The sequence below is a fragment of the Mycobacterium sp. G7A2 genome (genome assembly GCF_041902445.1).
Lineage (GTDB): Bacteria > Actinomycetota > Actinomycetes > Mycobacteriales > Mycobacteriaceae > Mycobacterium.
The window spans coordinates 597,669-622,199 of record NZ_CP169251.1 but is presented as its reverse complement, the minus strand read 5'-3'; the positions used below and the strand labels follow the sequence as shown (position 1 = coordinate 622,199).

25 protein-coding genes are annotated in these 24,531 nt (G+C 68.6%); 15 read left to right on the top strand and 10 right to left on the bottom strand.

The features are described from left to right. Nucleotides 1-5 precede the first annotated feature (5 nt). The gene (aztB, locus tag ACEWX3_RS03015; protein WP_374158659.1) at nucleotides 6-1,994 is read right to left on the bottom strand and encodes a zinc ABC transporter permease AztB; all 1,989 of its coding nucleotides are present in this window, start codon (nucleotides 1,992-1,994) and stop codon (nucleotides 6-8) included. A gap of 20 nt (nucleotides 1,995-2,014) precedes the next feature. Here aztB and aztA point away from each other — a divergent pair, with 20 nt between their 5' ends. Both aztA and ACEWX3_RS03005 read left to right on the top strand, forming a co-directional pair. Next, entirely contained in the window at nucleotides 2,015-2,671 is a 657-nt protein-coding gene (gene aztA / locus ACEWX3_RS03010; protein WP_221354161.1) for a zinc ABC transporter ATP-binding protein AztA, read from the top strand. 9 nt (nucleotides 2,672-2,680) lie between these two features. Next, nucleotides 2,681-3,445: a LamB/YcsF family protein gene (locus tag ACEWX3_RS03005; protein ID WP_207065123.1), complete on the top strand. Its 765-nt coding sequence runs from the start codon at nucleotides 2,681-2,683 to the stop codon at nucleotides 3,443-3,445. On the opposite strand, the gene ACEWX3_RS03000 is transcribed toward ACEWX3_RS03005, so the two are convergent. Further along, the gene (locus ACEWX3_RS03000) at nucleotides 3,438-3,758 is read right to left on the bottom strand and encodes an ArsR/SmtB family transcription factor (RefSeq protein WP_374158658.1); all 321 of its coding nucleotides are present in this window, start codon (nucleotides 3,756-3,758) and stop codon (nucleotides 3,438-3,440) included. The genes ACEWX3_RS03005 and ACEWX3_RS03000 overlap by 8 nt on opposite strands. 104 nt (nucleotides 3,759-3,862) lie before the next feature. Between ACEWX3_RS03000 and ACEWX3_RS02995 the strand changes: the two genes are divergently transcribed. The 4 genes from ACEWX3_RS02995 to mrf all read left to right on the top strand — a co-directional run bounded on the left by ACEWX3_RS02995 (nucleotide 3,863) and on the right by mrf (nucleotide 8,122). Further along, on the top strand, nucleotides 3,863-5,068 hold the full coding sequence (locus ACEWX3_RS02995; RefSeq protein ID WP_374158657.1) for an MFS transporter: 1,206 nt from the start codon (nucleotides 3,863-3,865) through the stop codon (nucleotides 5,066-5,068). Nucleotides 5,069-5,120: 52 nt separating this feature from the next. Continuing rightward, nucleotides 5,121-6,119, top strand: coding sequence for a permease (locus ACEWX3_RS02990; RefSeq protein WP_207065120.1), 999 nt, complete (start codon nucleotides 5,121-5,123; stop codon nucleotides 6,117-6,119). Continuing rightward, entirely contained in the window at nucleotides 6,116-6,826 is a 711-nt protein-coding gene (locus ACEWX3_RS02985) for a TIGR03943 family protein (RefSeq protein ID WP_374158656.1), read from the top strand. Before ACEWX3_RS02990 ends, ACEWX3_RS02985 begins: the two co-directional genes overlap by 4 nt. 99 nt (nucleotides 6,827-6,925) lie before the next feature. Next, nucleotides 6,926-8,122: a ribosome hibernation factor-recruiting GTPase MRF gene (gene mrf, locus ACEWX3_RS02980; protein ID WP_374159770.1), complete on the top strand. Its 1,197-nt coding sequence runs from the start codon at nucleotides 6,926-6,928 to the stop codon at nucleotides 8,120-8,122. Here mrf and ACEWX3_RS02975 read toward each other — a convergent pair. Together ACEWX3_RS02975 and ACEWX3_RS02970 are read right to left on the bottom strand one after the other, a co-directional pair. Next, on the bottom strand, nucleotides 8,088-8,387 hold the full coding sequence (locus ACEWX3_RS02975) for a WhiB family transcriptional regulator (RefSeq protein ID WP_374158655.1): 300 nt from the start codon (nucleotides 8,385-8,387) through the stop codon (nucleotides 8,088-8,090). The two genes, mrf and ACEWX3_RS02975, sit on opposite strands and share 35 nt — an antisense overlap. Next, nucleotides 8,384-8,659 carry a type B 50S ribosomal protein L31 gene (locus ACEWX3_RS02970; protein ID WP_374158654.1) on the bottom strand — a complete coding sequence of 92 codons (276 nt, stop codon included), beginning with the start codon at nucleotides 8,657-8,659 and terminating at the stop codon, nucleotides 8,384-8,386. Before ACEWX3_RS02970 ends, ACEWX3_RS02975 begins: the two co-directional genes overlap by 4 nt. 91 nt (nucleotides 8,660-8,750) lie before the next feature. On the opposite strand from ACEWX3_RS02970, the gene ACEWX3_RS02965 reads away from it, so the two are divergent. The 3 genes from ACEWX3_RS02965 (at nucleotide 8,751) to ACEWX3_RS02955 (ending at nucleotide 11,737) form a co-directional block, all read left to right on the top strand. Then, the gene (locus tag ACEWX3_RS02965; RefSeq protein WP_374158653.1) at nucleotides 8,751-9,665 is read left to right on the top strand and encodes an MBL fold metallo-hydrolase; all 915 of its coding nucleotides are present in this window, start codon (nucleotides 8,751-8,753) and stop codon (nucleotides 9,663-9,665) included. Next, a complete protein-coding gene (locus tag ACEWX3_RS02960; protein ID WP_374158652.1) occupies nucleotides 9,656-10,900 on the top strand; it encodes an SLC13 family permease in 1,245 nt (414 codons plus the stop codon). The genes ACEWX3_RS02965 and ACEWX3_RS02960 overlap by 10 nt, the downstream gene beginning before the upstream one ends. A 63-nt stretch (nucleotides 10,901-10,963) precedes the next feature. Next, the gene (locus ACEWX3_RS02955) at nucleotides 10,964-11,737 is read left to right on the top strand and encodes an SGNH/GDSL hydrolase family protein (protein ID WP_374158651.1); all 774 of its coding nucleotides are present in this window, start codon (nucleotides 10,964-10,966) and stop codon (nucleotides 11,735-11,737) included. Nucleotides 11,738-11,747: 10 nt separating this feature from the next. On the opposite strand, the gene rlmB is transcribed toward ACEWX3_RS02955, so the two are convergent. From rlmB to carD, 4 genes are read right to left on the bottom strand one after another with little or no spacing between them, the layout of a single operon-like run. Next, nucleotides 11,748-12,698 carry a 23S rRNA (guanosine(2251)-2'-O)-methyltransferase RlmB gene (gene rlmB / locus ACEWX3_RS02950; protein WP_374158650.1) on the bottom strand — a complete coding sequence of 317 codons (951 nt, stop codon included), beginning with the start codon at nucleotides 12,696-12,698 and terminating at the stop codon, nucleotides 11,748-11,750. After that, nucleotides 12,698-14,089 (bottom strand): cysteine--tRNA ligase, encoded by a 1,392-nt coding sequence (gene cysS / locus ACEWX3_RS02945; RefSeq protein ID WP_221354986.1) that lies wholly within the window; start codon nucleotides 14,087-14,089, stop codon nucleotides 12,698-12,700. Before cysS ends, rlmB begins: the two co-directional genes overlap by 1 nt. A gap of 35 nt (nucleotides 14,090-14,124) precedes the next feature. Further along, entirely contained in the window at nucleotides 14,125-14,685 is a 561-nt protein-coding gene (gene ispF, locus ACEWX3_RS02940; protein ID WP_374158649.1) for a 2-C-methyl-D-erythritol 2,4-cyclodiphosphate synthase, read from the bottom strand. Between the two features lie 21 nt (nucleotides 14,686-14,706). Then, complete coding sequence (gene carD / locus ACEWX3_RS02935; RefSeq protein ID WP_011892341.1) at nucleotides 14,707-15,195, bottom strand: RNA polymerase-binding transcription factor CarD; 489 nt, start codon at nucleotides 15,193-15,195, stop codon at nucleotides 14,707-14,709. Nucleotides 15,196-15,600: 405 nt separating this feature from the next. Here carD and ACEWX3_RS02930 point away from each other — a divergent pair, with 405 nt between their 5' ends. The 3 genes from ACEWX3_RS02930 (at nucleotide 15,601) to disA (ending at nucleotide 18,801) form a co-directional block, all read left to right on the top strand. Then, nucleotides 15,601-16,164, top strand: a complete 564-nt coding sequence (locus tag ACEWX3_RS02930) for a hypothetical protein (RefSeq protein WP_207065230.1) — start codon at nucleotides 15,601-15,603, stop codon at nucleotides 16,162-16,164. Between the two features lie 95 nt (nucleotides 16,165-16,259). Next, entirely contained in the window at nucleotides 16,260-17,648 is a 1,389-nt protein-coding gene (gene radA, locus ACEWX3_RS02925; protein ID WP_221354136.1) for a DNA repair protein RadA, read from the top strand. 22 nt (nucleotides 17,649-17,670) lie between these two features. Beyond that, complete coding sequence (disA, locus tag ACEWX3_RS02920) at nucleotides 17,671-18,801, top strand: DNA integrity scanning diadenylate cyclase DisA (protein WP_207065109.1); 1,131 nt, start codon at nucleotides 17,671-17,673, stop codon at nucleotides 18,799-18,801. A 31-nt stretch (nucleotides 18,802-18,832) separates the two neighbouring features. Here the strand turns inward: disA and ACEWX3_RS02915 are convergent, their stop codons facing one another. Both ACEWX3_RS02915 and ACEWX3_RS02910 read right to left on the bottom strand, forming a co-directional pair. Next, complete coding sequence (locus ACEWX3_RS02915) at nucleotides 18,833-19,612, bottom strand: hypothetical protein (RefSeq protein ID WP_207065108.1); 780 nt, start codon at nucleotides 19,610-19,612, stop codon at nucleotides 18,833-18,835. Nucleotides 19,613-19,703: 91 nt separating this feature from the next. Next, nucleotides 19,704-20,324, bottom strand: coding sequence for a carbonic anhydrase (locus ACEWX3_RS02910; RefSeq protein WP_163679548.1), 621 nt, complete (start codon nucleotides 20,322-20,324; stop codon nucleotides 19,704-19,706). Nucleotides 20,325-20,352: 28 nt separating this feature from the next. On the opposite strand from ACEWX3_RS02910, the gene ACEWX3_RS02905 reads away from it, so the two are divergent. The 3 genes from ACEWX3_RS02905 to ACEWX3_RS02895 all read left to right on the top strand — a co-directional run bounded on the left by ACEWX3_RS02905 (nucleotide 20,353) and on the right by ACEWX3_RS02895 (nucleotide 24,428). Next, complete coding sequence (locus ACEWX3_RS02905) at nucleotides 20,353-21,231, top strand: A/G-specific adenine glycosylase (protein ID WP_207065229.1); 879 nt, start codon at nucleotides 20,353-20,355, stop codon at nucleotides 21,229-21,231. 36 nt (nucleotides 21,232-21,267) lie between these two features. Further along, complete coding sequence (locus ACEWX3_RS02900; protein WP_374158648.1) at nucleotides 21,268-21,864, top strand: TetR/AcrR family transcriptional regulator; 597 nt, start codon at nucleotides 21,268-21,270, stop codon at nucleotides 21,862-21,864. A gap of 137 nt (nucleotides 21,865-22,001) precedes the next feature. Continuing rightward, nucleotides 22,002-24,428, top strand: a complete 2,427-nt coding sequence (locus ACEWX3_RS02895; protein ID WP_374158647.1) for a PQQ-binding-like beta-propeller repeat protein — start codon at nucleotides 22,002-22,004, stop codon at nucleotides 24,426-24,428. Nucleotides 24,429-24,531: the final 103 nt, after the last annotated feature.

Here is a 24,531-nt window from a genome sequence, read left to right as displayed (position 1 = left end):
CGGCCTCACCGCCCAGCCTCCACCATCAGGCCGGGTACGACCTCGGTGCGAAGCGTGCGGGCGATCCTGATCCCGTCGGCGTAGTCGATTTCGTAGATTTCCCTCGCGGCTGCGTTGTTGACATAGGCCCGATCGGAGTCGATGTCGATGACCGGTTGGGGGCCTTGATCCGGCACACCGTCGTGGAACAGGGACACCCGCGCAGTCTCGGTGCGCTCGTTGACGTCGAAGGAGCCCAGGCTCCCGTCCCGGTGCAGTACGAGCACGGCGCCGTCTCCTGCGGTGTTCGCGGCCACCGCGTCGGGCACGTCGATGGCGGTCCATCTGCCCTGTCGGCTGTCCAGAACCCAGACCGTGCCCGCCGACAGCCCGGCGAACACGTCAGCGCGGTCGCGGTGGTCCATCTGCTGTGGGTGCTGCGTCGGAGCGTCGGGCGGAAATGGCATGGCGGTGACCGTCAAATCTTCGTCTCCGCCGGTGACTCGCACCGCGCCTGTCTCGCAACCGAACACCACGGCGCGCCGCGACGCCCTCGACCAGCTGGGGTTGGGGCACTCGCCGGCCAGGTCGGTCGCGCCGTCGTCATCGACAACGTGCATACGACCCGTACTCGAGACGGTGACGACGCGGTTTCCGTAGGGTAGTGCCGCAGTAACCTCCCGACCGAGGGAAAGTCCTGCCGGTTCGACGGCGTGTTCTCCGAGCTTCGCGTAGTCCAGAACCGCGACATCGCCTGCGTCGGACGCGACAGTGGCGAGCGAATTGCTCGCGGCCGCTGAAGAGACCGGAATGTCGACTGAGCCGACCATCACCGGATCAGCCGCGAAGTAGTGGTAGTGATCACCGTGATCGAAGGTCCATGCGCCGGCATCCACGATGGTCGCGCCCCGTCCTGTCTGCAGGTAGGCGTAACGACCGTCACCCGCGATCGCGGCGACCGCGCCATAGGAGCCGATCATGGACTCGGTTTCGTCGACGGCGTCGTAGACCGCGGTGTCCCCACTCGCCGGGTCAACGATGACGAGTTTCGTCAGCGGGCCGTCAAGTTCCCGCGCACCCTCCACGACGACCTCGTCGTGCTCACCGGCGGGGGTTTCCGGCGGTTCCTGCGGCGCTGGACTGCTGCCCGAGCAGCCGGCGACCAGACAGGCCCCGGCCACCGCTACCGACGCGCGCCGCCAGTGTGACCGCAACTGCGACAGGAGCGTCGAGGCGAAGAACATCAGCACAGCGACCCCGGCGATCGTGGCACCACCGGCCGTCTCGGCGTACCACGAGATGGTCAGTCCGACATACACCGCGGCAGAGCCGATCAGCGCGGCGAGCACCATGACCGCCGGAATGGATCGCGCCCACGCCAACGCAGTCGCCGGCGGCGCCACCAGCAGACCCAATACCAACAAGGTGCCGACCACGTGGAAGGACGCCACCATGGCGACGGCCATCAACACCGTCAGGGCCGGGATCGCCAGCTGCGGCCGCAAACCGAGCGTGGCCGCCTTGCGCGGATCGAATGTGACAGCCACGAACGCACGGTGCCCGATCACGACGGCGATGAATGTCGACGCCAGCGCCACCGCCAGGACGACGAGGTCGACCGTGCGGACTGCGAACACGTCGCCGAACAGAAAGCCGGTGAGATCGACGGCGAAACTCTGCGATCGCGAGACGATGATGACGCCCAGCGCGAGCGTGCCTACCAGCAGGAGACCGATACTGGCGTCCGACGCGAGTTTCGACGACCGGCCGATCGCGGCGACACCGAGCGACATGGCCAACGCGGCCAGCAGCCCACCTGCCATCAAGCTGCCACCCAGCAACGCGGCGACCGCGACACCGGGCAGCATGCCATGTGTCATCGCGTCACCGAGAAAAACGCTGTGGCGCAGTAAGACCCAGCACCCCACCACGGCGCACAGGCACGCCGCGATCACTCCGGCGACGAGAGCCCGAACGACGACGTCCGCTTCGAACGGCTCCGTCAACAACTGCATGGCGTACACTTCTAGCAGTAATGAAAGTCATTTTCAATAAGCCGGACATCCGCACCGCCCGGATCCAGCTGACCGCCGTGGCGTTCAGCTATGGCCGCGTCCCGGTGTTCGACGGGCTCGACCTGCAGATCGAACCGACCTCGTTCACCGCGGTCGTCGGCGCCAACGGGTGCGGCAAGTCCACCCTGCTGGATCTGATCGCGGGAGTGCTTCGTCCCAACCGCGGCCACCTCCATGTCGGGGTTCGCGACATCGCCTACGCCGTGCAGCGCAGCCAGGCCGGCGACAACTTTCCGATCACCGCTGCCGAAGCCGTCATGATGGGCCGCTGGCGTCGGCTGGGACTGCTACGCCGTCCCAGCGCGGCCGACCACGCGGTCGTCGAGCACTGGATGACCGAGCTCGGCCTCGCGGACCTCCGGGACCGCACCCTGGGCGAGCTCTCCGGCGGCCAGCGCCAGCGCGTCCTGCTTGCTCAAGCATTGGCACAGGAAGCTCCTCTCCTGCTGCTCGACGAACCCACCACCGGCCTCGATGCCGCCTCGGGAGCGCTGGTGATCGCCCACCTACGCCGCCTAGCCGACATGGGTACAACCGTCATCGCGGCCACCCACGACACCGCACTCACCGCGGCGGCCGACCACCGCATCGACATCGCCGGGCACGCACCGCACTAGGCTGGGGCGATGGCAGCAGGCTCGGTGGACCTCAACGCCGACCTCGGCGAGGGGTTCGGCGTCTGGACACTCGGCGATGACGACGCCATGCTCGACATCGTCACCTCGGCCAATGTCGCGTGCGGCTTCCACGCCGGCGATCCGGCGAACCTGTTGACGGTGTGCCGGGCGGCCGCGGACCGGGGGGTACGCGTCGGCGCCCAGGTCAGTTACCGCGACCTCGCCGGTTTCGGACGGCGATTCATCGACGTCGAACCCGCCGACCTGACCGCTGACGTCATCTACCAGATCGGCGCAATCGCGGCGTTGGCCACGGCGGCCGGCACGTCCGTCTCCTATGTCAAACCACATGGTGCGCTGTACAACTCGATAGTCACCAACCGTAGCCAGGCGCATGCCGTCGCAGCGGCCGTGCATGCGGTCGACCCGTCGTTGCCCGTACTGGGCATCGCCGGATCGATGTTCTTCGCCGCCGCGGAGGAATTCGGACTGCGCGCCGTCCCCGAGGCGTTCGCCGACCGCTCCTACCGGCCGGACGGCAAGCTCGTGTCACGCCGCGAACGCCACGCCGTGCTCGAGGATGTCGACGAGATCGCCGAGCGGGTGATCTCGATGGTGACTCACGGCCGCGTCGACGCGGTCGACGGATCGACGATCCCCATCACCGTGGAATCGGTGTGCGTACACGGCGATTCACCCGGCGCCGTACAGATCGCGACCGCGGTGCGCCGCCGCCTCGTCGACGAGGGCGTGACACTCGCGCCGTTCAGTTAGCCGACTCGGCGTTCACGCCCTGCACGATGCTGTTGAGAAGTCCTGGGATGGCCGCATCGACCTCCGCACGACGCAGTCGCTGATGAATCAGACCGTCGATGGCCAACCGTTCGGTCACCCCCGCTTCGCGCAAGATCTTGAAGTGGTGGGTGGCCGTGGATTTGTTGATCCCGTCGTAGAGTGCGCCGCACTGCAGTGGTTTTCCCGCGTTGTAGAGACGGCGGACTATCTCCAGGCGCACTGGATCGTGGATCGCGGCCAGCACCTGCTGCACCGTCCCGACCTGGGCGGCGACCCCTGTGTCGTCTGTCATCCACAGTGCCCTTCACCACACGAGGTTTGATATCGGTCAAACCCAGCGTACGCTCGGCGGGGTTCGATATCTGTCAAACCTACTCGACGGGAAGTGCATCCGCGATGGTGGCGTTGGATCGTCCGGGCCAGCAGCAGCGATGGGCCTATCCACTGCTGCTCGTCGTCAGCGGCGTGGCGCTGGGCGTATCCGGCCTCCCCGCGCCGCTGTACGGCATCTACGAGAGCACCTGGCACCTCTCGCCGTTGGCGACGACAGTCGTATTCGCCGTCTACGCGCTCGCCGCGCTCGCCGCGGTGCTCGTCTCGGGCCGCGTGTCCGACGTGGTCGGACGCAAGCCGGTACTCCTGGCCGCGCTGTTCGCCCTGCTGGTCGGGCTCGGGATCTTCCTGGTGGCCGACAACATGGCGCTTCTGCTGTTGGCACGCACCATCCACGGCGCGGCCGTCGGCTCGATCGTCGTCGCCGGCGCGGCCGCGCTGCTGGACCTGCGGCCCGACCGCGGGGTGCGGTCCGGGCAACTCAGCGGAGTGAGCTTCAACGTCGGCATGACTATCGCGATCATCGGTTCGGCATTGCTGGCCCAATACGCCCCCCACCCACTGCGGACCCCGTACGCGGTCGTGGCGGTGATCTGTCTTCTCGTCGGCATCGGGCTGCTGGCATTGCGCGAACCCCACACCGCCCGCAATCCCGGTCCGGTCCGCATCGCCAAACCCGCTGTCCCCGTCGAGATCCGCGGCGACTTCTGGTTCTCCGCGCTGGGCGTGATGGCCTCCTGGTCGGTGCTGGGCGTGTTGCTTTCGCTGTACCCGTCGCTGGCGGCGCGCCAGACCCACATCGACAACCTGGTGTTCGGTGGCGCTGTCGTCGGAACGACCGCCTTCGCGGCCGCCATGGCCCAGCTCGCCGCGACGCGGCTACCTGCCAGGTACTCCGCGATCATCGGTGACGTCGGTATGGCGCTGTCGTTGATACTCACCATCCCGGTGTTGATGACACATCGGTGGCCACTGGTGTTCGTCGCCGCCGTATTGCTCGGGGTGACCTTCGGTCTGGGCTTCGGTGGATCGCTGCGGCACCTGTCCGACGTCGTCCCCGCGCACCGTCGCGGCGAGACGATGTCGGCGTTCTATCTGGTGGCTTACACCGCCATGGCGGTGCCCACTCTCGTCGCCGGCTGGGCCGCCACCCGGTGGGAGCTCTCTGCCGTGTTCCCCTGGTTCGCCGGCAGCGTCGCCGCCGCGTGTCTGATCGCCGCCGTAGTCGGCCTGTACGGCATGCGAACGCCGGCCTCAGCCCGCCGCTGAGCTGTCGGCCTCCGTGTCCACGTAACCGTCGCAGCTCGTTCCTGCTGGCACAATGGCCGCCGTGGCGGTTGAAGCGCAACCTCGCCGGACGCGTCTGGGATCGATGCACGTGCTCGTCGCCGTGGTCGTGGGGCTGGCGCTCGCCGGTTCGTTCCTGCGCAGCGTCGTGGCCGGAACACCCGACATCGCCACGGCCGCAACGGTGTTCTGTGGGATCTTCGTCCAGGCTATTCCGTTCCTGGCGCTCGGCATCCTGGTCAGCGGTGCCGTCGCCGCGTTCGTCACCCCCGATCGGCTGGCCCGCTGGTTACCGCGGCGGCCCGCTGCAGCGATCCTGGCCGCCGGGGTCGGCGGCGCGGCGCTGCCAGGCTGCGAGTGCGGTTCGGTGCCCATCGCCCGCCGCCTGTTCGGGGAAGGTGCTGTCGGGGCCGCCGCGCTGACGTTCATGCTCGCCGCGCCGGCCATCAACCCCGTGGTGCTGGTGTCGACGGCCGTCGCGTTCCCCGGAGAGCCCCGGATGGTCGCCGCGCGCTGCGCCGCATCGCTGTTGACCGCGCTCATCATGGGTGCGCTCTGGGCTCGGTTCGGCCAGCCGCGGTGGATCACCCGCCGCATGCCGCACCTGCACGGCCACGACGGATCTCGCTGGACCGTGTTCACCGAAGCGGCGCGACACGACTTCCTGCAGGCCTCGTCCTACCTGGTGATCGGCGCCGCGGCCGCGGCGGCGCTGCACATCGTGGTGCCTGAATGGGTGTATGACCACCTGGCCGGACAACTAGTTCTCGGTATCGCGGTGATGGCGTTGCTGGCGGTGATCCTCGCGCTGTGTTCGGAAGCCGACGCGTTCGTCGCCGCCAGCCTGTCGATGCTTCCGCTGGTGCCGCGGCTGGTGTTCCTGGTCGTCGGCCCCGCGATCGACATCAAGCTGTTCGCCATGCAGGTCGGCATGTTCGGTCGTGCCTTCGCGGTGCGCTTCGCGCCGGTCACGTTCGTCGTCGCCGTCGCGGTGGCGACGGGAGTGGGCCTGCTGGTGGTGGGCAACCGATGAGCCGCGAAACCGAGAACGCGCTGCTGCTGCTGGTCGGGGTCAGCACGCTGATCATCTCGGTGACCGGCACCTTCACCCGTTACGTGAAACCCTCGCTGCTGCCGTGGCTGATGGCCTCGGCGGTCCTTCTGATCGTTCTGGCGCTGGTGTCGATCGTCCGCGACATCCGCAGCGGCCCACAGGAGACCGAGCACGGTCACCGGCATCGCTCAGGTGTGCTGTGGCTGCTGATCGTGCCGGTCGCGTTGCTGGGTTTCGTCGTGCCTCCGGCCCTCGGCCCACAAACCGCGCGGCCCGCCGTGCGCGAGGTCTCGACCGAGGTGTTGCGGCGGCCGTTCCCGGCGCTGCCCGCGCAACGGGCACCGGAGCTCGCCCTGCCCGAGGTGCTGGTCCGAGTGGCCCAGGACTCGGCGAACACCCTGGATGGGCGACTCATCACCGTCACGGGCTTCACCATGAAGGACGGTGACAAGGTCCAGCTCGGCCGCGTGGTGATCCTGTGCTGCGCTGCCGATGCCCAGCTGGCACGACTCGATCTCGACGGACCGGCCGCCGCACGTGCGGCCGCGCTGGACGACGGGACCTGGGTGCGCGTGGAAGGAACGGTGCCGCCCGGGCAGAGCGACTCGTCGATGCGCTCGACCCCGACGATGCAGGTGTCCGCCGTGCAGGAGATCGAACCGCCCGAGAACCCGTACAGCTACTGACCCCTCGGACGCGTTTTCGACACCGCCCGACCGGCGAGGTATCGTCGCACCCAATCTAGATGGAAATGGTTTTCGTTAAGCGGTGGTGTTGAGGTGACGATGAAGCGAACACCGGTGATCGTGGTGGCCGGCCAGGAGATGACCGACGACGTCTGCGAGACGCTGGCGCAGACACCGGGCACGATCGTGGTCCGGCACCGCTTCGACGGCCAGGTGGTGCTGCGCAGCGTGCGCATCGGCGACGACCTGCGACCGCACACCTCCGAATGGCCGCTGGAGCTGGTCAACTGCTGCGTCGACTGCACGATCCGAGAAGACCTGTTGATCCTGCTGCGCCGCCTGCACCGGCGCGACGACGTGAGGCGCATCGTCATCCACCTGGCGCCCTGGCTGGAGCCCGAGCCGGTCTGCTGGGCCATCAACAACGTCATCGTCCGGGTCGGACCGGGATACACCGACGGCCCGGCGGCCCGGGACGTCCGGATCGAAGCGGTGGTGAGCACCGTGCACACCGCCGCGTGGCTGACCCAGGCGCTGGACGACGAAGTGCTCGACGACGACCGGACCGTGGCCCAGGTCGTCGTCGGCCAGGCCGAGTTCGCCGATGTACTCGTGCTGTCCGCGACACACGACCGGACGTCGGCGGTTCTGCGCCGGCTGGCACCGCGATCGCAGCACGTCGTGGGTCCAGCACTCCTGGAACCGGCGCTGGCGTCGCTGCAATGGACCGCCCGGCGCGGCCGCGAGCACAACCCCCACGAGGCGCTGCTCGCCGGGCAACCGCCGCTGGGCGCCGACGGCGACGTCGAGCTGGTGGAGTTCAGCGCTGACCGACCGTTCCACCCGATGCGGCTCCATATCGCGATCGACGATCTGCTCGACGGCGTGGTGCGGGTACGCGGGCGAGCCTGGCTGGCCACCCAGCCCGACGCCGTGGTGTGGATCGAATCCGCCGGCGGGGGACTGAAAGTGGGCCATGCCGGTGAATGGCTCGCGAGCTCAGCGGAGCATTCCGACGGATACGCCGACCCCGAGCGGGTGGCCCTGGCCGGTCTACGGTGGGACGAGCGGTTCGGTGACCGCCACATTTCCCTGACCGCGCTCGTCTGCGGCGCGGACCCGGGCGTGATCACCAACGCGCTCACCGGGGCCCTGCTGACCGACGACGAGATGGCGCGAGAACGGGATTGGGCCACCTACGACGATCCGTTCGGCGACTGGCACGAGGATCCGTGCGACGACTTCGACGCCGCCGACGACGTCACCCAGCGGCATCAGGACGACGAAGGCCACTGACCGCAGCATCAGGACGACGATCGCCGACCGGGCCCATCCCGGCGCGTTCACGCGGGGTGGTCGCACCCCAGATACCGTGCCGTTCAGGATGTTCCAGTGCGTGGGTCAAACACTGCGGGCGTACCGCGCAGCGGTGGCAGATTCGCTTGACCTCATCCTCACGTGCGCGCCGGAGACTGCCCTGGTACTGCTCGGAGGCGTAGAACAGGTCGGTGGGCAGGCCACGGCAGCGTGCATGCCGTCGCCAGCCCCACCGGTCGGTCACTGCCCGTGCGCGCCCGAGCGCCGACTTCCGTAGCGGCGGTTGAACTTCTCGACCTGACCTGCGGCGTCGACGATCCGACGGCTTCCCGTCCAGAACGGGTGCGAGTCCGCCGAGACCTCCACGACGACCAGGGGATACTCCCGCACGCCCTCCGCGGTCTCCCATTCGATGGTCTTGTCGCTGGTCACGGTCGACCTGGTCAGGAACTTCGTGCCGGTGTTGGCGTCCTGAAACACGACGGGGTGGTAGTCGGGGTGAATTCCCGCCTTCATGAGCTGCCTCCACGGTCACAAACTATTTGAAAATCATTTCCATTAATACCGGCTCCGGCCGCCCCACCGCAACCCCGCCTAAGGTGGCGTGATGCGTCTGAAGTTGGGCCGGCCCGACCTGGCGGCTTACCGCGGCTTCTGCGACGTCCCCGCGGCGTCGGGGGACGCCGAGTTGTCGGTGACCTGGGCCGGGGTCACGACCCTGCTCATCGACGACGGTGTCTCCGCGGTGCTCACCGACGGGTTCTTCAGCCGGCCCGGCCTTCTCACGGTGGCCACCCGCCCGTTGCGGTCCAGCAGCCGGCGCATCGAATCGGCTCTGAACCGGCTGGGTGTACAGCGCCTGGCCGCCGTGACGCCGGTGCACACCCACTACGACCACGCGATGGACTCGGCGGCGGTGGCCGATCTCACCGGCGCCCGCATCATCGGCGGATCGTCAGCCGCACAGATCGCCGCCGGCCACGGTCTGCATCGGGCCGACATCGTCACCCCCGGTGAGCCCGTCACCGCGGGCCACTACGACATCACGCTGATCGAAGGGCACCATTGCCCACCGGATCGATTCCCGGGTCCCATCTCCGCCCCCGTCGCCCCCTCCGCGCGGGCGTCGGCCTACCGATGCGGCGAAGCCTGGTCGACCATCGTCGCGCACCGCCCGACCGGCCGACGACTGCTGATCGTTGGCAGCGCCGGATACCTGCCGGGGGCGCTGTCCGGGTACCGCGCGGACGTGGCCTATCTCGGCGTCGGGCAGCTCGGCCTGCAACCGGCTGATTACCTCGTCGAATACTGGACGCAGACTGTCCGCACGGTCGGCGCCCGCCGGGTGGTGCTGATCCACTGGGATGACTTCTTCCGCCCGCTCGACAAGCCCTTGCGCGCACTGCCTTTCGCCGCAGACGATCTCGACGCCACGATGGCCGTGCTGACCGGGCTCGCCGAGCGCGACGGGGTGGCGCTGCACCTGCCGACGCTGTGGCACCGCGCCGACCCATGGCGCTGATCCTCTCCGTGGCCGCCCTCGCGGCCGTACTCGGCTTCGCGTTGCGGCGCCCCCGCGGGTGGCCCGAGATCGTGGTGGCGCTACCGGCGGCTGCACTGCTGCTCGCGGTCGGGGCGACCACGTGGGAGAGTGCGCGCACCGAGGTGACCGACCTGCTTCCCGTGGTCGGCTTCCTCGCGGCGGTGCTCGTGCTGGCCCGCCTGTGCGACGACGACGGGCTGTTCCGCGCGGCTGGATCGGCGATGGCGCGCAGCACCCGGGGGAACCAGAAACGCTTGCTGGCTTCGGTGTTCGCCATCGCCGCGGCCGTCACGGCGATCCTCAGCCTGGACGCCACGGTGGTGTTGCTGACCCCCGTCGTGCTGGCCACCGCCCGCACCCTCGGCGTGCCCGCCCGGCCCCACACCTACGCCACCGCCCATCTGGCCAACAGCGCCTCGCTGCTGCTTCCGGTGTCGAACCTGACCAACCTTCTCGCATTCAGTGCCGCCGGGCTGTCGTTCCTGCACTTCACCGCCGTCATGGCACTTCCCTGGCTGGCGGTGGTCGCGATTGAATTCCTGATATTGCGAGGGGTTTTCGCCAAAGATCTGGCCGTGGCGCCGCGCCCGCGGACCGACGCAACTCCGGCCCCCTGGCCTCGCTTCACCCTCGTCGTGCTGGCCCTGACATTGGCCGGGTTCGCGCTGACCTCACTGGCCGGGTTGTCCCCGGCGTGGGCTGCGCTGGCCGGGGCACTGGTACTCGGCATCCGCGGTCTTGCCACCGGGCGGACAACGGTCACCAGGATCACCGTCGCCGCCGACGGGCCCTTTCTCGTGTTCGTGCTGTGCCTGGGCGTGGTCGTCGACGCCGTGATGCGCAACGGCCTGGAATCGGCGATGCAGCAGATCCTGCCCGACGGGACGGGGCTGCCCGCGCTGCTCTGGATCGCCGCGGTGGCCGCGATCCTGTCCAACGTCGTGAACAATCTGCCGGCGGTGTTGGTCTTGCTGCCGCTGGTGGCGGCGGTGGGGCCGGCCGCCGTACTGGCCATGCTGATCGGCGTCAACGTCGGACCCAACCTCACCTATGTCGGGTCACTGGCGAACCTGCTGTGGCGCAACGTGGTGCGCACATCGGACGTCCCCACCGGCGCCGTCGCATTCAGCTTCGTTGGACTGTGCACGGTCCCGCTGACACTGGTCGCCGGCGTGGCAGCGCTGTGGGCCGGTCTACAACTGTTCAACATCTGACCCTCAACGTTTCACCTGCCAGAGCAGCGGTGCGGCAGGCGCAACCGCGCCTGAGCCGGGACAATGAAGAACGTGGTGGCCTACCGCAGATACGTCGCGCTGGGTGATTCCTTCACCGAAGGCATCGGCGATCCTCACCCCGGTAGCCCGAACGGCGTGTGCGGCTGGGCCGACCGGCTGGCCGCGCGACTGGCGAGAGCCGATTCCGAATTCCGCTACGCCAACCTCGCCGTGCGAGGCCGGACCATGGACGACATCCTGACCGCCCAGGTGCAGGCCGCCATGCTCGTCGAACCAGACCTGGTGACCATCTACGCCGGAATGAACGACCTGATGGCCTTGCGCGTCGACATGGACGCCATGATGGCCCGCTACGCCGACGGCCTGAAGTCCCTGCAGCAGACCGGCGCCACGGTCCTCGCCTTCACCGCGCCGGACCTGGGGGCCAAGCCCATGTTCCGCGGGTTGCGCGGGCGGGCGGCGATCTACAACGAACTGCTGCGCCGCATCGCCGACGACCTCGGCGTGGGGCTCATCGACTTCTGGCGCTTCGACGAATTCCGCGACCCCCGGCTCTGGGACCACGACCGGGTGCACCTGTCGGCACTCGGCCACGAGTTCATGGCCGAGCGGGTCTTCGACTGCCTGCCGGACGCCGACCCGCTGACCTGCCCTGCGACGTCGTTTCTGGCCGCTCCGTCCGGCAGCGCGACAGTCGTCGGCAACGTACGCTGGGCGGTGTCGTTCGCGGCGCCGTGGGCCATCCGGCGGCTGCGCCGGATCACACCCGGCATCGGGATCGAGCCCAAGTCCACCACGCTGGCACGGGTGGGCTGAGCCTGCGCTGTCAGCTCCGGCGTTGCCGGGCGATGTCGGCGAGCACCACACCCGCCGCGACCGCGGCGTTGAGCGACTCGGTGGGTCCCGCCATCGGGATCGACACCACCGCATCGCAGTTCTCCCGCACCAGCCGGGACAGTCCCTTGCCCTCCGACCCCACCACCAGCACCGTCGGGCCATCGGCCTCGAGTTCGTCGATCGTGGTGTCCCCCCCGGCGTCGAGGCCGACGATCTGCAACCCGGCGTCCGCCCAGCTCTTGAGGGCGCGGGTCAGGTTCGGCGCACGCGCCACCGGCACGCGCGCAGCCGCACCCGCGCTGGTGCGCCACGCCACTGCCGTCACCGAGGCGGAGCGCCGCTGCGGAATCAACACCCCGTGGCCGCCGAACGCGGCGGCCGAGCGCACGATCGCACCGAGATTCCGGGGGTCGGAGATGTTGTCGAGCGCCACCAGCAGCGGCGGCATCGCATCGGACTTCGCCGCGGCCAGCAGATCGTCGGGATGCGCGTAGTCATAGGGCGGAATCTGCAACGCGATGCCCTGATGCATGCCGTTGGCCGCGATGCGGTCCAGGTCGTGGCGCGGCACCTCGAGGATGGCGATGCCCGTGTCGGCGGCGGTCTGCACCGACTCGGTCAGACGTTCATCCGAGTCCGTGCCCAGCGCCACGTACAGCGCCGTGGCCGGCACCCCGGCGCGCAGGCATTCGACCACGGGGTTGCGCCCGAGCACGATCTCCACACCCGAGTCTTTCGAAGCGTTCCGGGGCTTGCCCTGCTGCTGGCGGGCGGTCTTGGCGGCACGTTTGGCTGCGGGATGGTTGGGCCGCTGGTGGGCGGGCGGGGTGGCACCCTTTCCTTCCAGCCCACGCCGCCGGACCCCGCCGGAGCCGACCGTCGGCCCCTTCTTGGTGCCGGGCTTGCGTACCGCGCCCCGCCGCTGCGAGTTGCCGGCCATTACTTGTCCGTTCCGTCGATGAGTGACCACTGAGGCCCGTCAGCGGTGTCGGTGACCTCGATTCCGGCCTGCTTGAGGCGGTCGCGGATCGCGTCGGCCTCGGCCCAGTCGCGCCGCGCCCGGGCGTCCTCGCGGCGCTTCACCTCAGCGTGCACGAGTACGTCGACGGCCGCCAGCGCAGCGGAGGTCTCATCCCGCGACTCCCACCGCTCGTCGAGCGGGTCGGCACCGAGGATGCCCATCATGGCGCGGATCGACATCGCCCGGTTCAGCGCGGTGTCGTGGTCGCCGCTCTCCAGCGCCCGGTTCCCGTCGGCCCGCACCGCGTGCACCTCGGCCAGCGCCGCAGGCACCGCCAGGTCATCGTCGAGGGCCGCGGCGAACTTCACCGTCCACTCACCGGGCACCACGGCACCCACCCGGGTGCGGACCCGGTGCAGGAAATCCTCGATGCCGGTGTAGGCCCGGGCCGCATCGGTGAGCGCGGTCTCGGAGAACTCCAGCATCGAGCGGTAATGCGCGCTACCCAGGTAGTACCGCAGCTCGGCGGGGCGCACCCGCTGCAGCACCGCGGGTATGGCCAGCACGTTGCCCAGCGACTTGCTCATCTTCTCGCCGCCCATGGTGACCCAGCCGTTGTGCAGCCAGAATCGGGCGAAGCCGTCACCGGCTGCCTCGGCCTGAGCGATCTCGTTCTCGTGATGAGGGAACACCAGATCCATGCCGCCGGCATGGATGTCGAACTGTTCACCCAGATACGCCTCGCACATCGCGACGCACTCGGTGTGCCACCCGGGCCTGCCCCGGCCCCACGGCGTCGGCCATGACGGCTCACCGGGCTTGGCGCCCTTCCACAGCGTGAAATCGCGCTGGTCCCGCTTTCCGGTGGCCACACCCTCGCCCTGATGGACGTCCTCGACCTTGTGGCCCGAGAGCTTGCCGTAGTCGGGCAGCGACGCGACGTCGAAGTACACGTCACCGTCCCCGGCATAGGCGTGCCCGCGCTCGATGAGCCGCTCGATCAACTCCACCATCTGCGTGATGTGCCCGGTGGCGCGCGGCTCGGCCGACGGCGGCAGCACGCCCAGCGCGTCGTACGCCGCCGAGAACGCCCGCTCGTAGGTGGCGGCCCACTCCCACCACGGGCGGCCGGCGTCGGCGGCCTTCGTGAGGATCTTGTCGTCGATGTCGGTGACGTTGCGAATGAAGGCCACGTCGAAGCCCTTGGCGGTCAGCCAGCGGCGCAGGACGTCGAAGGCGACACCGCTGCGCACGTGCCCGATATGGGGCAGACCCTGCACCGTGGCGCCGCACAGATAGATCGAGACGTGGCCGGGCCGCAGTGGCGCGAAATCGCGCACACCGCCAGACAAGGTGTCATACAGCCGCATCACGGCTGCGGGGCGTTCGGTCACGACGGGCCAGCTTACCGGCCGGTTCCGCTCCGACCCTCATCGCCGGTAGTGGTCTGCTCCTCGCGCAAGCGCTCGTCGGTATTGGTCTGCTCCTCGCGCAAGCGCTCGTCGGTAACAAGCGCGGTGGCGATCGCCGCCAGACCCTCGCCCCGGCCCGTCAGCCCAAGGCCGTCGGTGGTGGTGGCCGACACCGACACCGGCGCCCCGAGTAGCTCGGAGAGCACCTGCTGAGCCTCGGCCCGGCGCGGACCGACCTTCGGCCGGTTTCCGATGACCTGGACAGCCGCGTTGCCGACGCTCAATCCTGCTTCGATCAGCAGCGCGTGCACGTGTCGCAGCATCTCGGCGCCGCTGACGCCCTGCCACTGCGGTTGGCCGGTGCCGAACACCTCACCGATGTCGCCCATGCCGGCCGCCGACAGCAACGCGTCACACAATGCGTGTGCGGCGACGTCGCCGTCGGAATGACCGGAACAGCCGTCAGCGTCGTCGAAAAGCAGACACAGCAGCCAGCATGGACGCCCGGGTTCGATGGGATGGACGTCGGTACCGAGCCCGACGCGTAACGTCATCGAGGCTTCAGAGCCGAGCGACTAGGACGCGGCAGCCAGAACCTCGTCGAGAATGGTCGACGCCTTGGCGTCGTCGGTGTTCTCGGCAAGAGCCAATTCGCCGACCAGGATCTGGCGGGCCTTGGCCAACATGCGCTTCTCCCCCGCCGACAGACCACGTTCCTGGTCTCGCCGCCACAGGTCGCGCACGACCTCGGCGACCTTGTTCACGTCACCGGATGCAAGCTTCTCCAGATTGGCCTTGTACCGACGCGACCAGTTCGTGGGCTCCTCGGTGTGCGGTGCGCGCAGGACCTGGAACACCTTGTCCAAGCCCTCCTGCCCGACGACATCGCGAACACCGACGTACTCCGCGTTGTCTGCGGGTACCCGAACGGTCAGGTCTCCCTGCGCGACCTTCAGGACGAGATATTCTTTCTGCTCGCCTTTGATGGTCCGGGTTTCGATCGCCTCGATCAACGCAGCACCGTGGTGTGGATAGACAACGGTGTCTCCGACCTTGAAAATCATCAGATTCGAGCCCCTTTCACCCCTCGATGTTAACACGTGACGGAATTGGGCGCGGATCAACAATGCAGGTCAGGGGCACAGTCGACCAACACTGGGGGTTGACAGCGCGGCCGATCCGTGCAAGGTGGACGCCTGCACCAAGGGGTGCGCAGAGCGCTTTCCCACGTCCCGGTGCACGCCCGGGAGGGGCCATTTGGCAGCGCTGGGAGACTCCGGATGCGGGTCGGTCGGCGTTCGGGATCAGCAGGGCGTCAGACGCTTCGGACCTCGGCTACCGCACAGATGGGCGACCTACTACTCTGCATAGTCGAATCCACAGTGACCGCCGACGCAGCGGCCGGTCACGCCGCCTCGTCGGCCGAGCAGGAGGCCCCCGTGAAACCCTTGAACCGGCGCACCCCGATCATGACCGCAGCGCTGGCATCCTGTGGATTGGCCGCGTCCGTGGCGCTCGTCGGATGCAGTGCCGGCCAGGTGGCCCAGACCGCGACGCAGGAACCGGCCGTGAACGGCACCAGTGCCGGCGCCGGCACGATCGACCTGCGCAACATCCACCTGCGCGCGCCGCAGACCACCGACTACGTCGAGCCCGGCACCGAGGTCGAGCTGATCTTCGTCGCCGCGAACGGCTCGCCGGACGTCGCCGACGAACTGGAGTCGATCACCTCCGACATCGGTGAGGTGTCGCTGACCGGGGACACCGCCATTCCCGTCAACGGGGCACTGATTGTGGGCGCGCCGGACACCGGCGAGCTGGCAGCCCTGGAGAGCGTCGAACCCGCCGTGGACGCCGAAGCGACCGTCGACCTGAGCCAGCCCATCACCAACGGCTTGACCTACGACTTCACGTTCACCTTCAAAGAAGGCGGCCAGACCACCGTCGCCGTGCCGATCTCCGCGGGCGAGGAGCCACGGCGCGACGACGCCGGGGCCGGCGGCGAGTCCGCGGGGCATTCGGGCGGTCACTGACCGACTCGACGGCGGCGACCCCACGGTGTGACACCGGGTCGCGACACGGCGCCGATGGGGCAGGTTCTGTCGGTCACCACCGTTACGGTCACGGCGTGGCCAGGGCAACATCGAAGACGCGCGCGCAACACCGCTGCTCGGAATGTCACCACGTCACGCCCAAGTGGGTGGGCCGCTGCCCCGAGTGCGGTACCTGGGGCACCGTCGAGGAGGTCACCCTGGCCGCGGTCGGGGCGTCCGGATCGCGGCTGGCGGTAGCGCCCGCCACGCCCGCGGTGCCGATCAGCTCCATCGACCCGGGCACCACCCGGCACTTCCACACCGGCGTCACCGAGTTGGACCGGGTGCTCGGTGGCGGGTTGGTCCCGGGATCGGTGACGCTGCTGGCCGGTGATCCCGGGGTCGGGAAATCCACGCTGCTGCTCGAGGTGGCCCACCGCTGGGCGGAGTCCGGGCGACGGGCGCTGTACCTGTCCGGGGAGGAGTCGGCCGGCCAGATCCGGCTACGCGCCGAACGCACCGGCTGCACGCACGACGAGGTCTACCTCGCGGCGGAATCCGATCTGGCGACGGCGCTGGGACACATCGACGCCGTGCGGCCCAGCCTGGTCGTGGTGGATTCGGTGCAGACCTTGTCGAGTACCGAAGCCGACGGCGTCACCGGTGGGGTCACCCAGGTCCGCGCTGTGACGACGGCCCTGACCATGACGGCGAAAACCACCGGGGTCGCGATGCTGCTGGTCGGCCACGTCACCAAGGACGGCGCGATCGCAGGACCGCGCTCGCTGGAGCACCTCGTCGATGTCGTCTTGCACTTCGAGGGTGACCGGGCGTCCGCGCTGCGGATGGTGCGCGGCATCAAGAACCGGTTCGGCGCCGCCGACGAAGTCGGCTGTTTCCTCATGCACGACAACGGGATCGAGTGTGTCGCCGACCCGTCCGGGTTGTTCCTGGACCAGCGCCCCAAGGCGGTTCCCGGTACGGCCGTCACCGTGACCCTCGACGGCAAGCGTCCGATGATCGGCGAGGTGCAGGCACTGATCGGCGCCCCGGCCAGCGGCAGTCCGCGCCGCGCCGTCAGCGGCATCGACTCCGCCCGCGCCGCGATGATCACCGCCGTGCTCGAGAAGCGTGCCCGGCTGCCTGTGGGCGCCAACGACATCTACCTGTCGACGGTGGGCGGCATGCGGTTGACGGACTCGTCCTCGGATCTGGCGGTGGCGCTGGCGATCGCCTCGGCGGCGGTGGACCTGCCGATGCCCGCCACCGCGGTGGCCATCGGGGAGGTGGGATTGGCCGGGGATCTCCGGCGGGTCACCGGCATGGACCGGCGGCTGGCCGAGGCTGCGCGGTTGGGCTTCACGTGCGCGGTCGTGCCGGCCGGGACGGCGTCGGCGCCGGCCGGATTGCGCACCCTGCCCGCCGACGACATCGTCTCGGCGTTGCAGGTCTTGACACGGATCAGCCAGAATGGCCCCACCTAGCGCTTTGACCCGTGGAGATGAGATGGCCGTGAAGCCCGCGACTTCGGGGTCGGGACGGACGGGCCGCACGGTCGTGCCGCTGGCCAGACCGACGCTGCGGGAGACCATCGCACGGCTGGCGCCCGGTACGCCGCTGCGCGACGGCCTGGAACGCATCCTGCGGGGGCAGACGGGTGCCCTGATCGTGATCGGCTACGACGACAGCGTCGAAGCCATCTGCGACGGCGGATTCCAGCTGGACGTGCGCTACGCCCCCACCCGGCTGCGGGAGCTGTCGAAGATGGACGGCGCTGTAGTGCTGTCCAGTGATGGCAGCAGGATCCTGCGGGCCAACGTCCAACTCGTGCCGGATCCGTCCATCCCGACCGAGGAATCCGGCACCCGGCACCGCTCCGCCGAGCGCACCGCCATCCAGACCGGGTATCCGGTGATCTCGGTGAGCCACTCGATGAGCATCGTCACCGTCTACGTCGCCGGCGGCCGGCATGTGGTGCCCGAGTCGGCCACCATCCTGTCCCGGGCCAACCAGACCATCGCCACCCTCGAGCGGTACAAGACCCGGCTCGACGAAGTCAGCAGGCAACTCTCGACCGCCGAGATCGAGGACTTCGTGACGCTGCGCGACGTGATGACCGTGGTGCAGCGACTGGAGATGGTGCGCCGGATCAGCCTGGAGATCGATGCCCACGTCGTCGAACTCGGCACCGACGGGCGCCAGCTCAAACTGCAGCTCGACGAGCTGGTCGGCGACAACGAGACCGATCGCGAGCTGATCGTGCGCGACTATCACGCCAATCCTGAGCCGCCCTCAGCCGCCCAGGTCAGCGCCACCCTCGAAGAGCTCGACTCGCTGTCGGACAACGAGTTGCTCGACTTCACCACCCTGGCAAGGGTTTTCGGATACCCATCGACGGCCGAAGCGCAGGATTCGGCGATGAGTTCACGTGGTTACCGCGCGATGTCGGGAATCTCGCGTCTGCAGTTCGCCCACGTCGATCTGCTGGTCCGCTCGTTCGGTTCGCTGCAGGGCCTGCTGGCCGCCACCGCCAGCGACCTTCAGTCGGTCGAGGGCATCGGGTCGATGTGGGCCCGCCACATCCGCGAAGGACTGTCGCAGCTGGCCGAGTCGACCATCGCGGACCGGCTGGCCTGACGGCTGGTCAGCGTGGCCGGCTCGGCAACGCTCAGCCGACCGGGCCGGGCTGCGGCAGGTGCGGTGCACCGTTCGCGTCGGCAGGCGGCGGCGCGGCAGCCGGATCGGCGAGGATGAACGGCACGGGCGCCGAGCGCAGATTGCCCAGCTGCACCACCAGGTTGTACATCCCCGGGCCGATCGGCTGACGGGGCAACGGGCAGTTGGGCGCCGAACCCATCCCGGTCCAGGTCACCTCGGTGGTCACCTGCTCGCCCGGCTGGAACGTCTTGATCAGCGTCTCGTTCGACGGCGCGCAGTCGAGGTTGGACCACAACCGCTGGTTCTCCAGGGTGTACACGTAGGCGGCCAGCACCGCGGCGCCGACGTCACGCTGGCAGGCGACCAGGCCGATGTTGGTGACGACCATCGTGAACTTGGGTTGGTCACCGACGACGTACTGCGGTTCGTTGGTGATGCCCTTCACCGCGAGCGTGGAGTCGGGGCAGTCGTCGCCCTCCTGCAGGATCGGGGGCGGGACGACCGCGGCCGTCGGCGTGGCGGTCGGCGGTGGCGCCTGCTGCGCCGGCGGCTGGATCGGGGTCTTGACCTCTGGGTTTTCACCGGGCAGCGGCGTCGGCGGGGCGGCCTGGGCGTTCTGGTCCGCCGTTTCGTTGGCGGCGGGCTGCTCGGAGCTGGTGCTGTTCATCACGACGACCATGACGATCACGGCGATGATGCCGATGACCACCACCGCGACACCGAGCGCCAGCATGCGGCGTCGCCAATAGATCTGCTGCGGCAGCGGGCCATGCGGTTCTAGATCCAGCACGAGATCACGGTAAGGGCACGTCACGTGCCTTTGTTCGACGTTGCCCGGCGTGTCGGCGATGAGCGCTCGCGCGAAGAGCAGACGATTTAGCTCAGCTCTCGCCGATATCGCCTATATGGTCGCGCAGCACGACCTTGCCGTCGGCCAGCTGATAGGTCAGACCGGCGATGGCCAACCGTCCTTCCCGTACCGCCTCGGCGATCGCGGTCGAGCGGCTCAGCAGTTGCTTGCCGGTCTCGGTGACGTGGCGGGCCTCGAACTCGTCGACGCGCTCCAGACCGTCGCGACGGCCGAGCAGGATGGACGGCGTCACCCGTTCGACGACGTCACGGACATATCCCGGCGGAACCGCCCCTTCGTCCAGTGCGGCCAGCGTGGCTCCCACGGCGCCGCAGCTGTCGTGGCCGAGTACCACGATCAGCGGCACGTTCAGGACCAGGACGGCGTACTCGATCGAGCCGAGGACGGCGCTGTCGATCACGTGACCGGCGGTGCGGACCACGAACATGTCACCCAGGCCCTGGTCGAAGATGATCTCGGCGGCCACCCGGCTGTCGGCGCAGCCGAACACGACGGCGGTCGGCTTCTGGGCCGCTGCCAAGCTGGCCCGATGCTCGATGCTCTGGCTGGGGTGCATCGGCTTGCCTGCGACGAAGCGCTCGTTACCCTCCTTGAGTGCTTTCCAGGCGGTCAACGGATTCGTGTTGGGCATGGCCGACATTCTGCCTCAGCGGGTATCGATGATCGATCCGGAGGAGTTGCTCGGGTGGTATTCCGTCGCCCAGCGGGATCTGCCGTGGCGTCGACCGGGCGTTTCGGCCTGGCAGATCCTGGTCAGCGAGTTCATGTTGCAGCAGACCCCGGTGGCGCGGGTGGACCCCATCTGGCGCGACTGGGTGGCCCGCTGGCCGACCCCCTCGGCGACTGCGGACGCCGGGGCCGCCGCGGTGGTGCGGGCGTGGGGCAAGCTCGGCTATCCGCGCCGGGCCAAACGTCTGCACGAGTGCGCCGAAGTGATCGCCACCCGCTATGACGACGTGGTTCCCGACGACGTCGAGACGTTGCTGACGCTGCCGGGGATCGGGACGTACACGGCGCGGGCGGTAGCCTGTTTCGCCTACCGCCAGCGGGTGCCCGTCGTCGACACCAACGTGCGCCGGGTCGTGGCCCGGGCCGTGCACGGCCTGCCCGATGCCGGCTCACCGTCGCGGCGCGACCTCGAGGATGTCGGCGCACTGCTGCCCGATGATGAACGCGCGCCGGTCTTCTCGGTCGCCGTCATGGAGTTGGGTGCCACGGTGTGCACCGCCAGGGCACCGCGCTGCGGCGTGTGTCCGTTGAGTCACTGCGCGTGGCGTGCGCTGGGCTTCCCGGCGGGCACCGCGGCGCCGCGCCGCGTGCAGAAGTACGCCGGTACCGACCGTCAGGTCCGGGGCCGGTTGCTCGACGTTCTGCGCGCCAGCAGCTCCCCGGTCAGTCGCGCGGATCTGGACGTCGCCTGGACCACCGACCCGGCCCAGCGGGACCGTGCGCTGGACTCGCTGCTGGTAGACGGACTGGTCGAGCAGACTGCCGACGGGCGCTTCGCGCTGTGTGGCGAGGGCGACCCCTTGCCGTGACACACTGGTAGTGCAATCGATACCCGGGGAGGTTTGATGGCGCGCTCTGACGCCAAACACCGACTGGGGCCCTATCGCGATCCGAACATCGACACGGCGGTGTTCGAGGCGACTCGACGGCTGCTCAGCGAGCGCGGCTACCGAGGCACGTCGATCGACGGCATTGCCGAGGCCGCAGGGGTCGCCCGTCCGACGATCTATCGTCGGTGGCCGTCCAAGGCGCACCTTGTCTACGACGCCGTATACCCAGACGACGCCGAGCAGGTGCAGACGACATCCCGCAATCCGATCAAGGTCATCGCCGGCGCCGTACGGGGCGTGCTCGGGCACATGGCGCTCGCGCCGGCGCGGGAGGCACTGCCCGGCTTGATGTCCGACATGCGGACCGACGATGAGCTGCGCGGCAAGCTGCAGGAACGGCACTCCTCCACTGTCGCCGCCGGGTTGTCAGAACTCTTGGCCCGCAATCCTGAGATCTTTCGCGCCGTCGACGCCGATGTCGTGCTGGACATCATTGCCGGCGCAGCGATCCATGCGCTGTGCATTCGAGATGTCGACGACCTCGACAGGTATGCCGAGAAGCTCTGCGACGTGCTGCTCTACGGGTTGACCTCGCGACCTAGCGGCAGTTGACCGCGGGCGGCGGCCGCCGCCTTACGCGAACGTCGATGTGATGTCGATTTCTCTTGTGCAGAAGTGTGACCCTTGCTACATTCCGCTTGTCTTTACAGACTGTAATGACAGTGCGTAAGTGCAGATGAGGAGCATCGATGGCAGCAAGACTGGTCACAGCCGACCGCGAAGGCGAACCCGGATCGGCAGGCCGCGCCCGACCGTCGGCGTTCGTCGGCCGGATCGGCGCACTCGCCTTGTTCCTCGGCGTCGGCGCCGCCCTGGCCGTGCCGGGTGTCGCGTATGCCGACTCCGAGACCTCTGCCCCGAGCGCCTCGAGTTCAGCAGACTCGTCAACATCCACCGACCCGTCGGATAACTCCTCAGCCGACAGTGACGGTGACTCCTCCCAGGACAGCACCCAGGCGGGCGACTCGGACGCAGACACCGAGGCAGACGAACTCGAAGCCGACGCCGAACTCGAAGCCGACGCCGAACTCGAAGCCGACGCCGAACTCGAAGCCGAACTCGAGGGTGAAGCCGCGCAGGACGAAGCCGAAACTGTCGACGAGGTCATCGAGGAGGACGTCGACGACGCGGTCGGCGAGGAGACGATCGACCTTCCGGTCGCCGATGATGCCTCCCCGGCCGAGGAGAACGTCGAGGGCGGTTCGGCAGCGCCCGGGGCCGACCCGGCGGTCGAGGTGGAGGTCGAGGTGACCCCGGGGTCGCCCACGGACGCACCGTCGACCCCACCGCTACAGTCTCCGGCCTCCTGGGCGATGGCCGCCTACTCCCGGCGCGAACTCGGACAGCAGGAGTCAGTTTCAGAACCTGCTGACGCAACGGACGTTTCCGCGGGGGAGCCCGCATTGTCATCGACCGTCGAGACCGATGTCGCACTCGCGTGGAACTTCCCCGTGCTGACCGCGATCGACGACTTTCTGTTCAGCCTTGCGCCCCATACCTATTCAGCGGTCAAAAACGTGCTGCGAATGATCGTCGAAACTCCGCTGCAGACCCTATTCGACCCGATCCGGTCAACCGTCTTCGCGGTCTCGTCGGTGACGCGCGGCGTCCTCACCGACATCGGCTTACTGCCGGCGCTGCCTTATGCCGACACGGGCTGGGTGACTCTGCACGGTGATCCAGCCAACCGCAAGGAACAACTCGGCGTGACTCCGGCCGAGGACTACAGCCGATGGGAGGCGTTGCTGGGTGCCGGCATCCTCGCGGCACCGACGATCCTGCCCAACGGCAACATCGTCGTGACCACCGGCCTGGCGGCGGGCGCGGCGAACCTTCACGTCATCGACCCCGAGGGCAATATCGTCTGGGAGTCGGCGGCATGGAGCGGCACGGAGAGCGTCGACTCCGCCGCGGTGTTGTCGAGCCCGATCATCGACCGCAACGGCAACATCTTCGTCAGCGACGGCGACCAACTGTGGTCCTACACCCAGGACGGAGACGTGCGTTGGGTGACCGTGTTGCCGTCGCCGCCCGCAGAGAACCCCTTCACACCGGGCTCACGAAACATCAACTCGTTCATCACGGCCACGCTGACCAACGATGGTTCGATCCTGGGAGTGACGCTGTTCGGACAGGTGGTCGTCGTCGACGGCGAGACCGGCGCCTACACCGCCCCGATCTACCAGATCCCCGGCCCCCTTGCGCAGCGCACCTCGACCAACCCGCCGCCGACGCTGTGGGCGGGCGGCTTCATGGATCCGGCGATCATCGACCCGATCTGGCAGGTCGCTTACGGCGGAATTGTCCGCAGTGCGAATACCCCTGCGGTGCAGGCACGTAACGGCCGGGTGATCGTCGCAGCCACCGACGCAGTCGAGGGCCTGGGCGCGCTCTACGCGTTCGAGTATGTTCCGCCCACTCCGTACGGCGAGGGCAAGATCGTGTTGGCATGGGCGACTCAGATGGGGCCGGGCAGCGGGTCGAGCCCGACCATCTCCAACGACGGCAGGCTGGTCTACGCCAGCGACAACGACGGCTTCCTGTACGCGTTCAAGACAAGCAACGGTGAAGTCGTCTGGAAGACGCAGTCCAACGCCGAGGCGGCCTCGGTCGCGGCCGATGCCCGCGGCAACGTCTACGTCCTGACCCGCAACAACGTCATGACCTCGTTCGACGGCGACGGCAACCTGCGCTGGAACGCCGACGTCGGGACGCTTCTGGCCACCCTGCCGGTGAGCCCCATGTGGGGGGCGCCGGTGGCCATCGGTGCCGGAAACCCCACGGTCGTCAAGGGCTTCGTCGTCCAGGACGTGATCGTGGGCTACAACGTTTCGCTGGCGCCCATCGGCCAGAACCAGACGGTCTTCGTCCCGGTGAAGGCGTCCCTGGTGGCCTTCGATCCCGTCACCGGAATCGCGCAGCGCGTGCTCGCCGACACCACCGAAGGGACCGAGGGGATTCTCAATATCGCGCCCAACGGAATGATCTATGCGACGATCGGCGCGTTCACCACGACGTCGTTGGCGCCGCTCGCGCCTTACCTGAACAATGTTCTGCCGCAGGGGTATTCGGTTCTCACTCCCGGCGGCGGGGTGAACGGCTTCATCCCGTTGTGATCCATCGAGTCTCCCGGCCGCCACTGTCCAATCGGTGGCGGCCGGTGACCGGGCCGGGCGGGCGGTCCATCAGGCACGCTCGGGGAGCCGGCCGTCAGGCACG

Coding starts and splice junctions, on each gene's coding strand:
- aztB (WP_374158659.1), bottom strand. CDS start 1,994: ATGCAGTTGTTGACGGAGCCGTTCGAAGCGGACGTCGTCGTTCGGGCT.
- aztA (WP_221354161.1), top strand. CDS start 2,015: ATGAAAGTCATTTTCAATAAGCCGGACATCCGCACCGCCCGGATCCAG.
- ACEWX3_RS03005 (WP_207065123.1), top strand. CDS start 2,681: ATGGCAGCAGGCTCGGTGGACCTCAACGCCGACCTCGGCGAGGGGTTC.
- ACEWX3_RS03000 (WP_374158658.1), bottom strand. CDS start 3,758: ATGACAGACGACACAGGGGTCGCCGCCCAGGTCGGGACGGTGCAGCAG.
- ACEWX3_RS02995 (WP_374158657.1), top strand. CDS start 3,863: ATGGTGGCGTTGGATCGTCCGGGCCAGCAGCAGCGATGGGCCTATCCA.
- ACEWX3_RS02990 (WP_207065120.1), top strand. CDS start 5,121: ATGGCCGCCGTGGCGGTTGAAGCGCAACCTCGCCGGACGCGTCTGGGA.
- ACEWX3_RS02985 (WP_374158656.1), top strand. CDS start 6,116: ATGAGCCGCGAAACCGAGAACGCGCTGCTGCTGCTGGTCGGGGTCAGC.
- mrf (WP_374159770.1), top strand. CDS start 6,926: ATGAAGCGAACACCGGTGATCGTGGTGGCCGGCCAGGAGATGACCGAC.
- ACEWX3_RS02970 (WP_374158654.1), bottom strand. CDS start 8,659: ATGAAGGCGGGAATTCACCCCGACTACCACCCCGTCGTGTTTCAGGAC.
- ACEWX3_RS02965 (WP_374158653.1), top strand. CDS start 8,751: ATGCGTCTGAAGTTGGGCCGGCCCGACCTGGCGGCTTACCGCGGCTTC.
- ACEWX3_RS02960 (WP_374158652.1), top strand. CDS start 9,656: ATGGCGCTGATCCTCTCCGTGGCCGCCCTCGCGGCCGTACTCGGCTTC.
- ACEWX3_RS02955 (WP_374158651.1), top strand. CDS start 10,964: ATGAAGAACGTGGTGGCCTACCGCAGATACGTCGCGCTGGGTGATTCC.
- rlmB (WP_374158650.1), bottom strand. CDS start 12,698: ATGGCCGGCAACTCGCAGCGGCGGGGCGCGGTACGCAAGCCCGGCACC.
- cysS (WP_221354986.1), bottom strand. CDS start 14,089: ATGCGGCTGTATGACACCTTGTCTGGCGGTGTGCGCGATTTCGCGCCA.
- ispF (WP_374158649.1), bottom strand. CDS start 14,685: ATGACGTTACGCGTCGGGCTCGGTACCGACGTCCATCCCATCGAACCC.
- carD (WP_011892341.1), bottom strand. CDS start 15,195: ATGATTTTCAAGGTCGGAGACACCGTTGTCTATCCACACCACGGTGCT.
- ACEWX3_RS02930 (WP_207065230.1), top strand. CDS start 15,601: ATGACCGCAGCGCTGGCATCCTGTGGATTGGCCGCGTCCGTGGCGCTC.
- disA (WP_207065109.1), top strand. CDS start 17,671: ATGGCCGTGAAGCCCGCGACTTCGGGGTCGGGACGGACGGGCCGCACG.
- ACEWX3_RS02910 (WP_163679548.1), bottom strand. CDS start 20,324: ATGCCCAACACGAATCCGTTGACCGCCTGGAAAGCACTCAAGGAGGGT.
- ACEWX3_RS02905 (WP_207065229.1), top strand. CDS start 20,353: ATGATCGATCCGGAGGAGTTGCTCGGGTGGTATTCCGTCGCCCAGCGG.
- ACEWX3_RS02900 (WP_374158648.1), top strand. CDS start 21,268: ATGGCGCGCTCTGACGCCAAACACCGACTGGGGCCCTATCGCGATCCG.
- ACEWX3_RS02895 (WP_374158647.1), top strand. CDS start 22,002: ATGGCAGCAAGACTGGTCACAGCCGACCGCGAAGGCGAACCCGGATCG.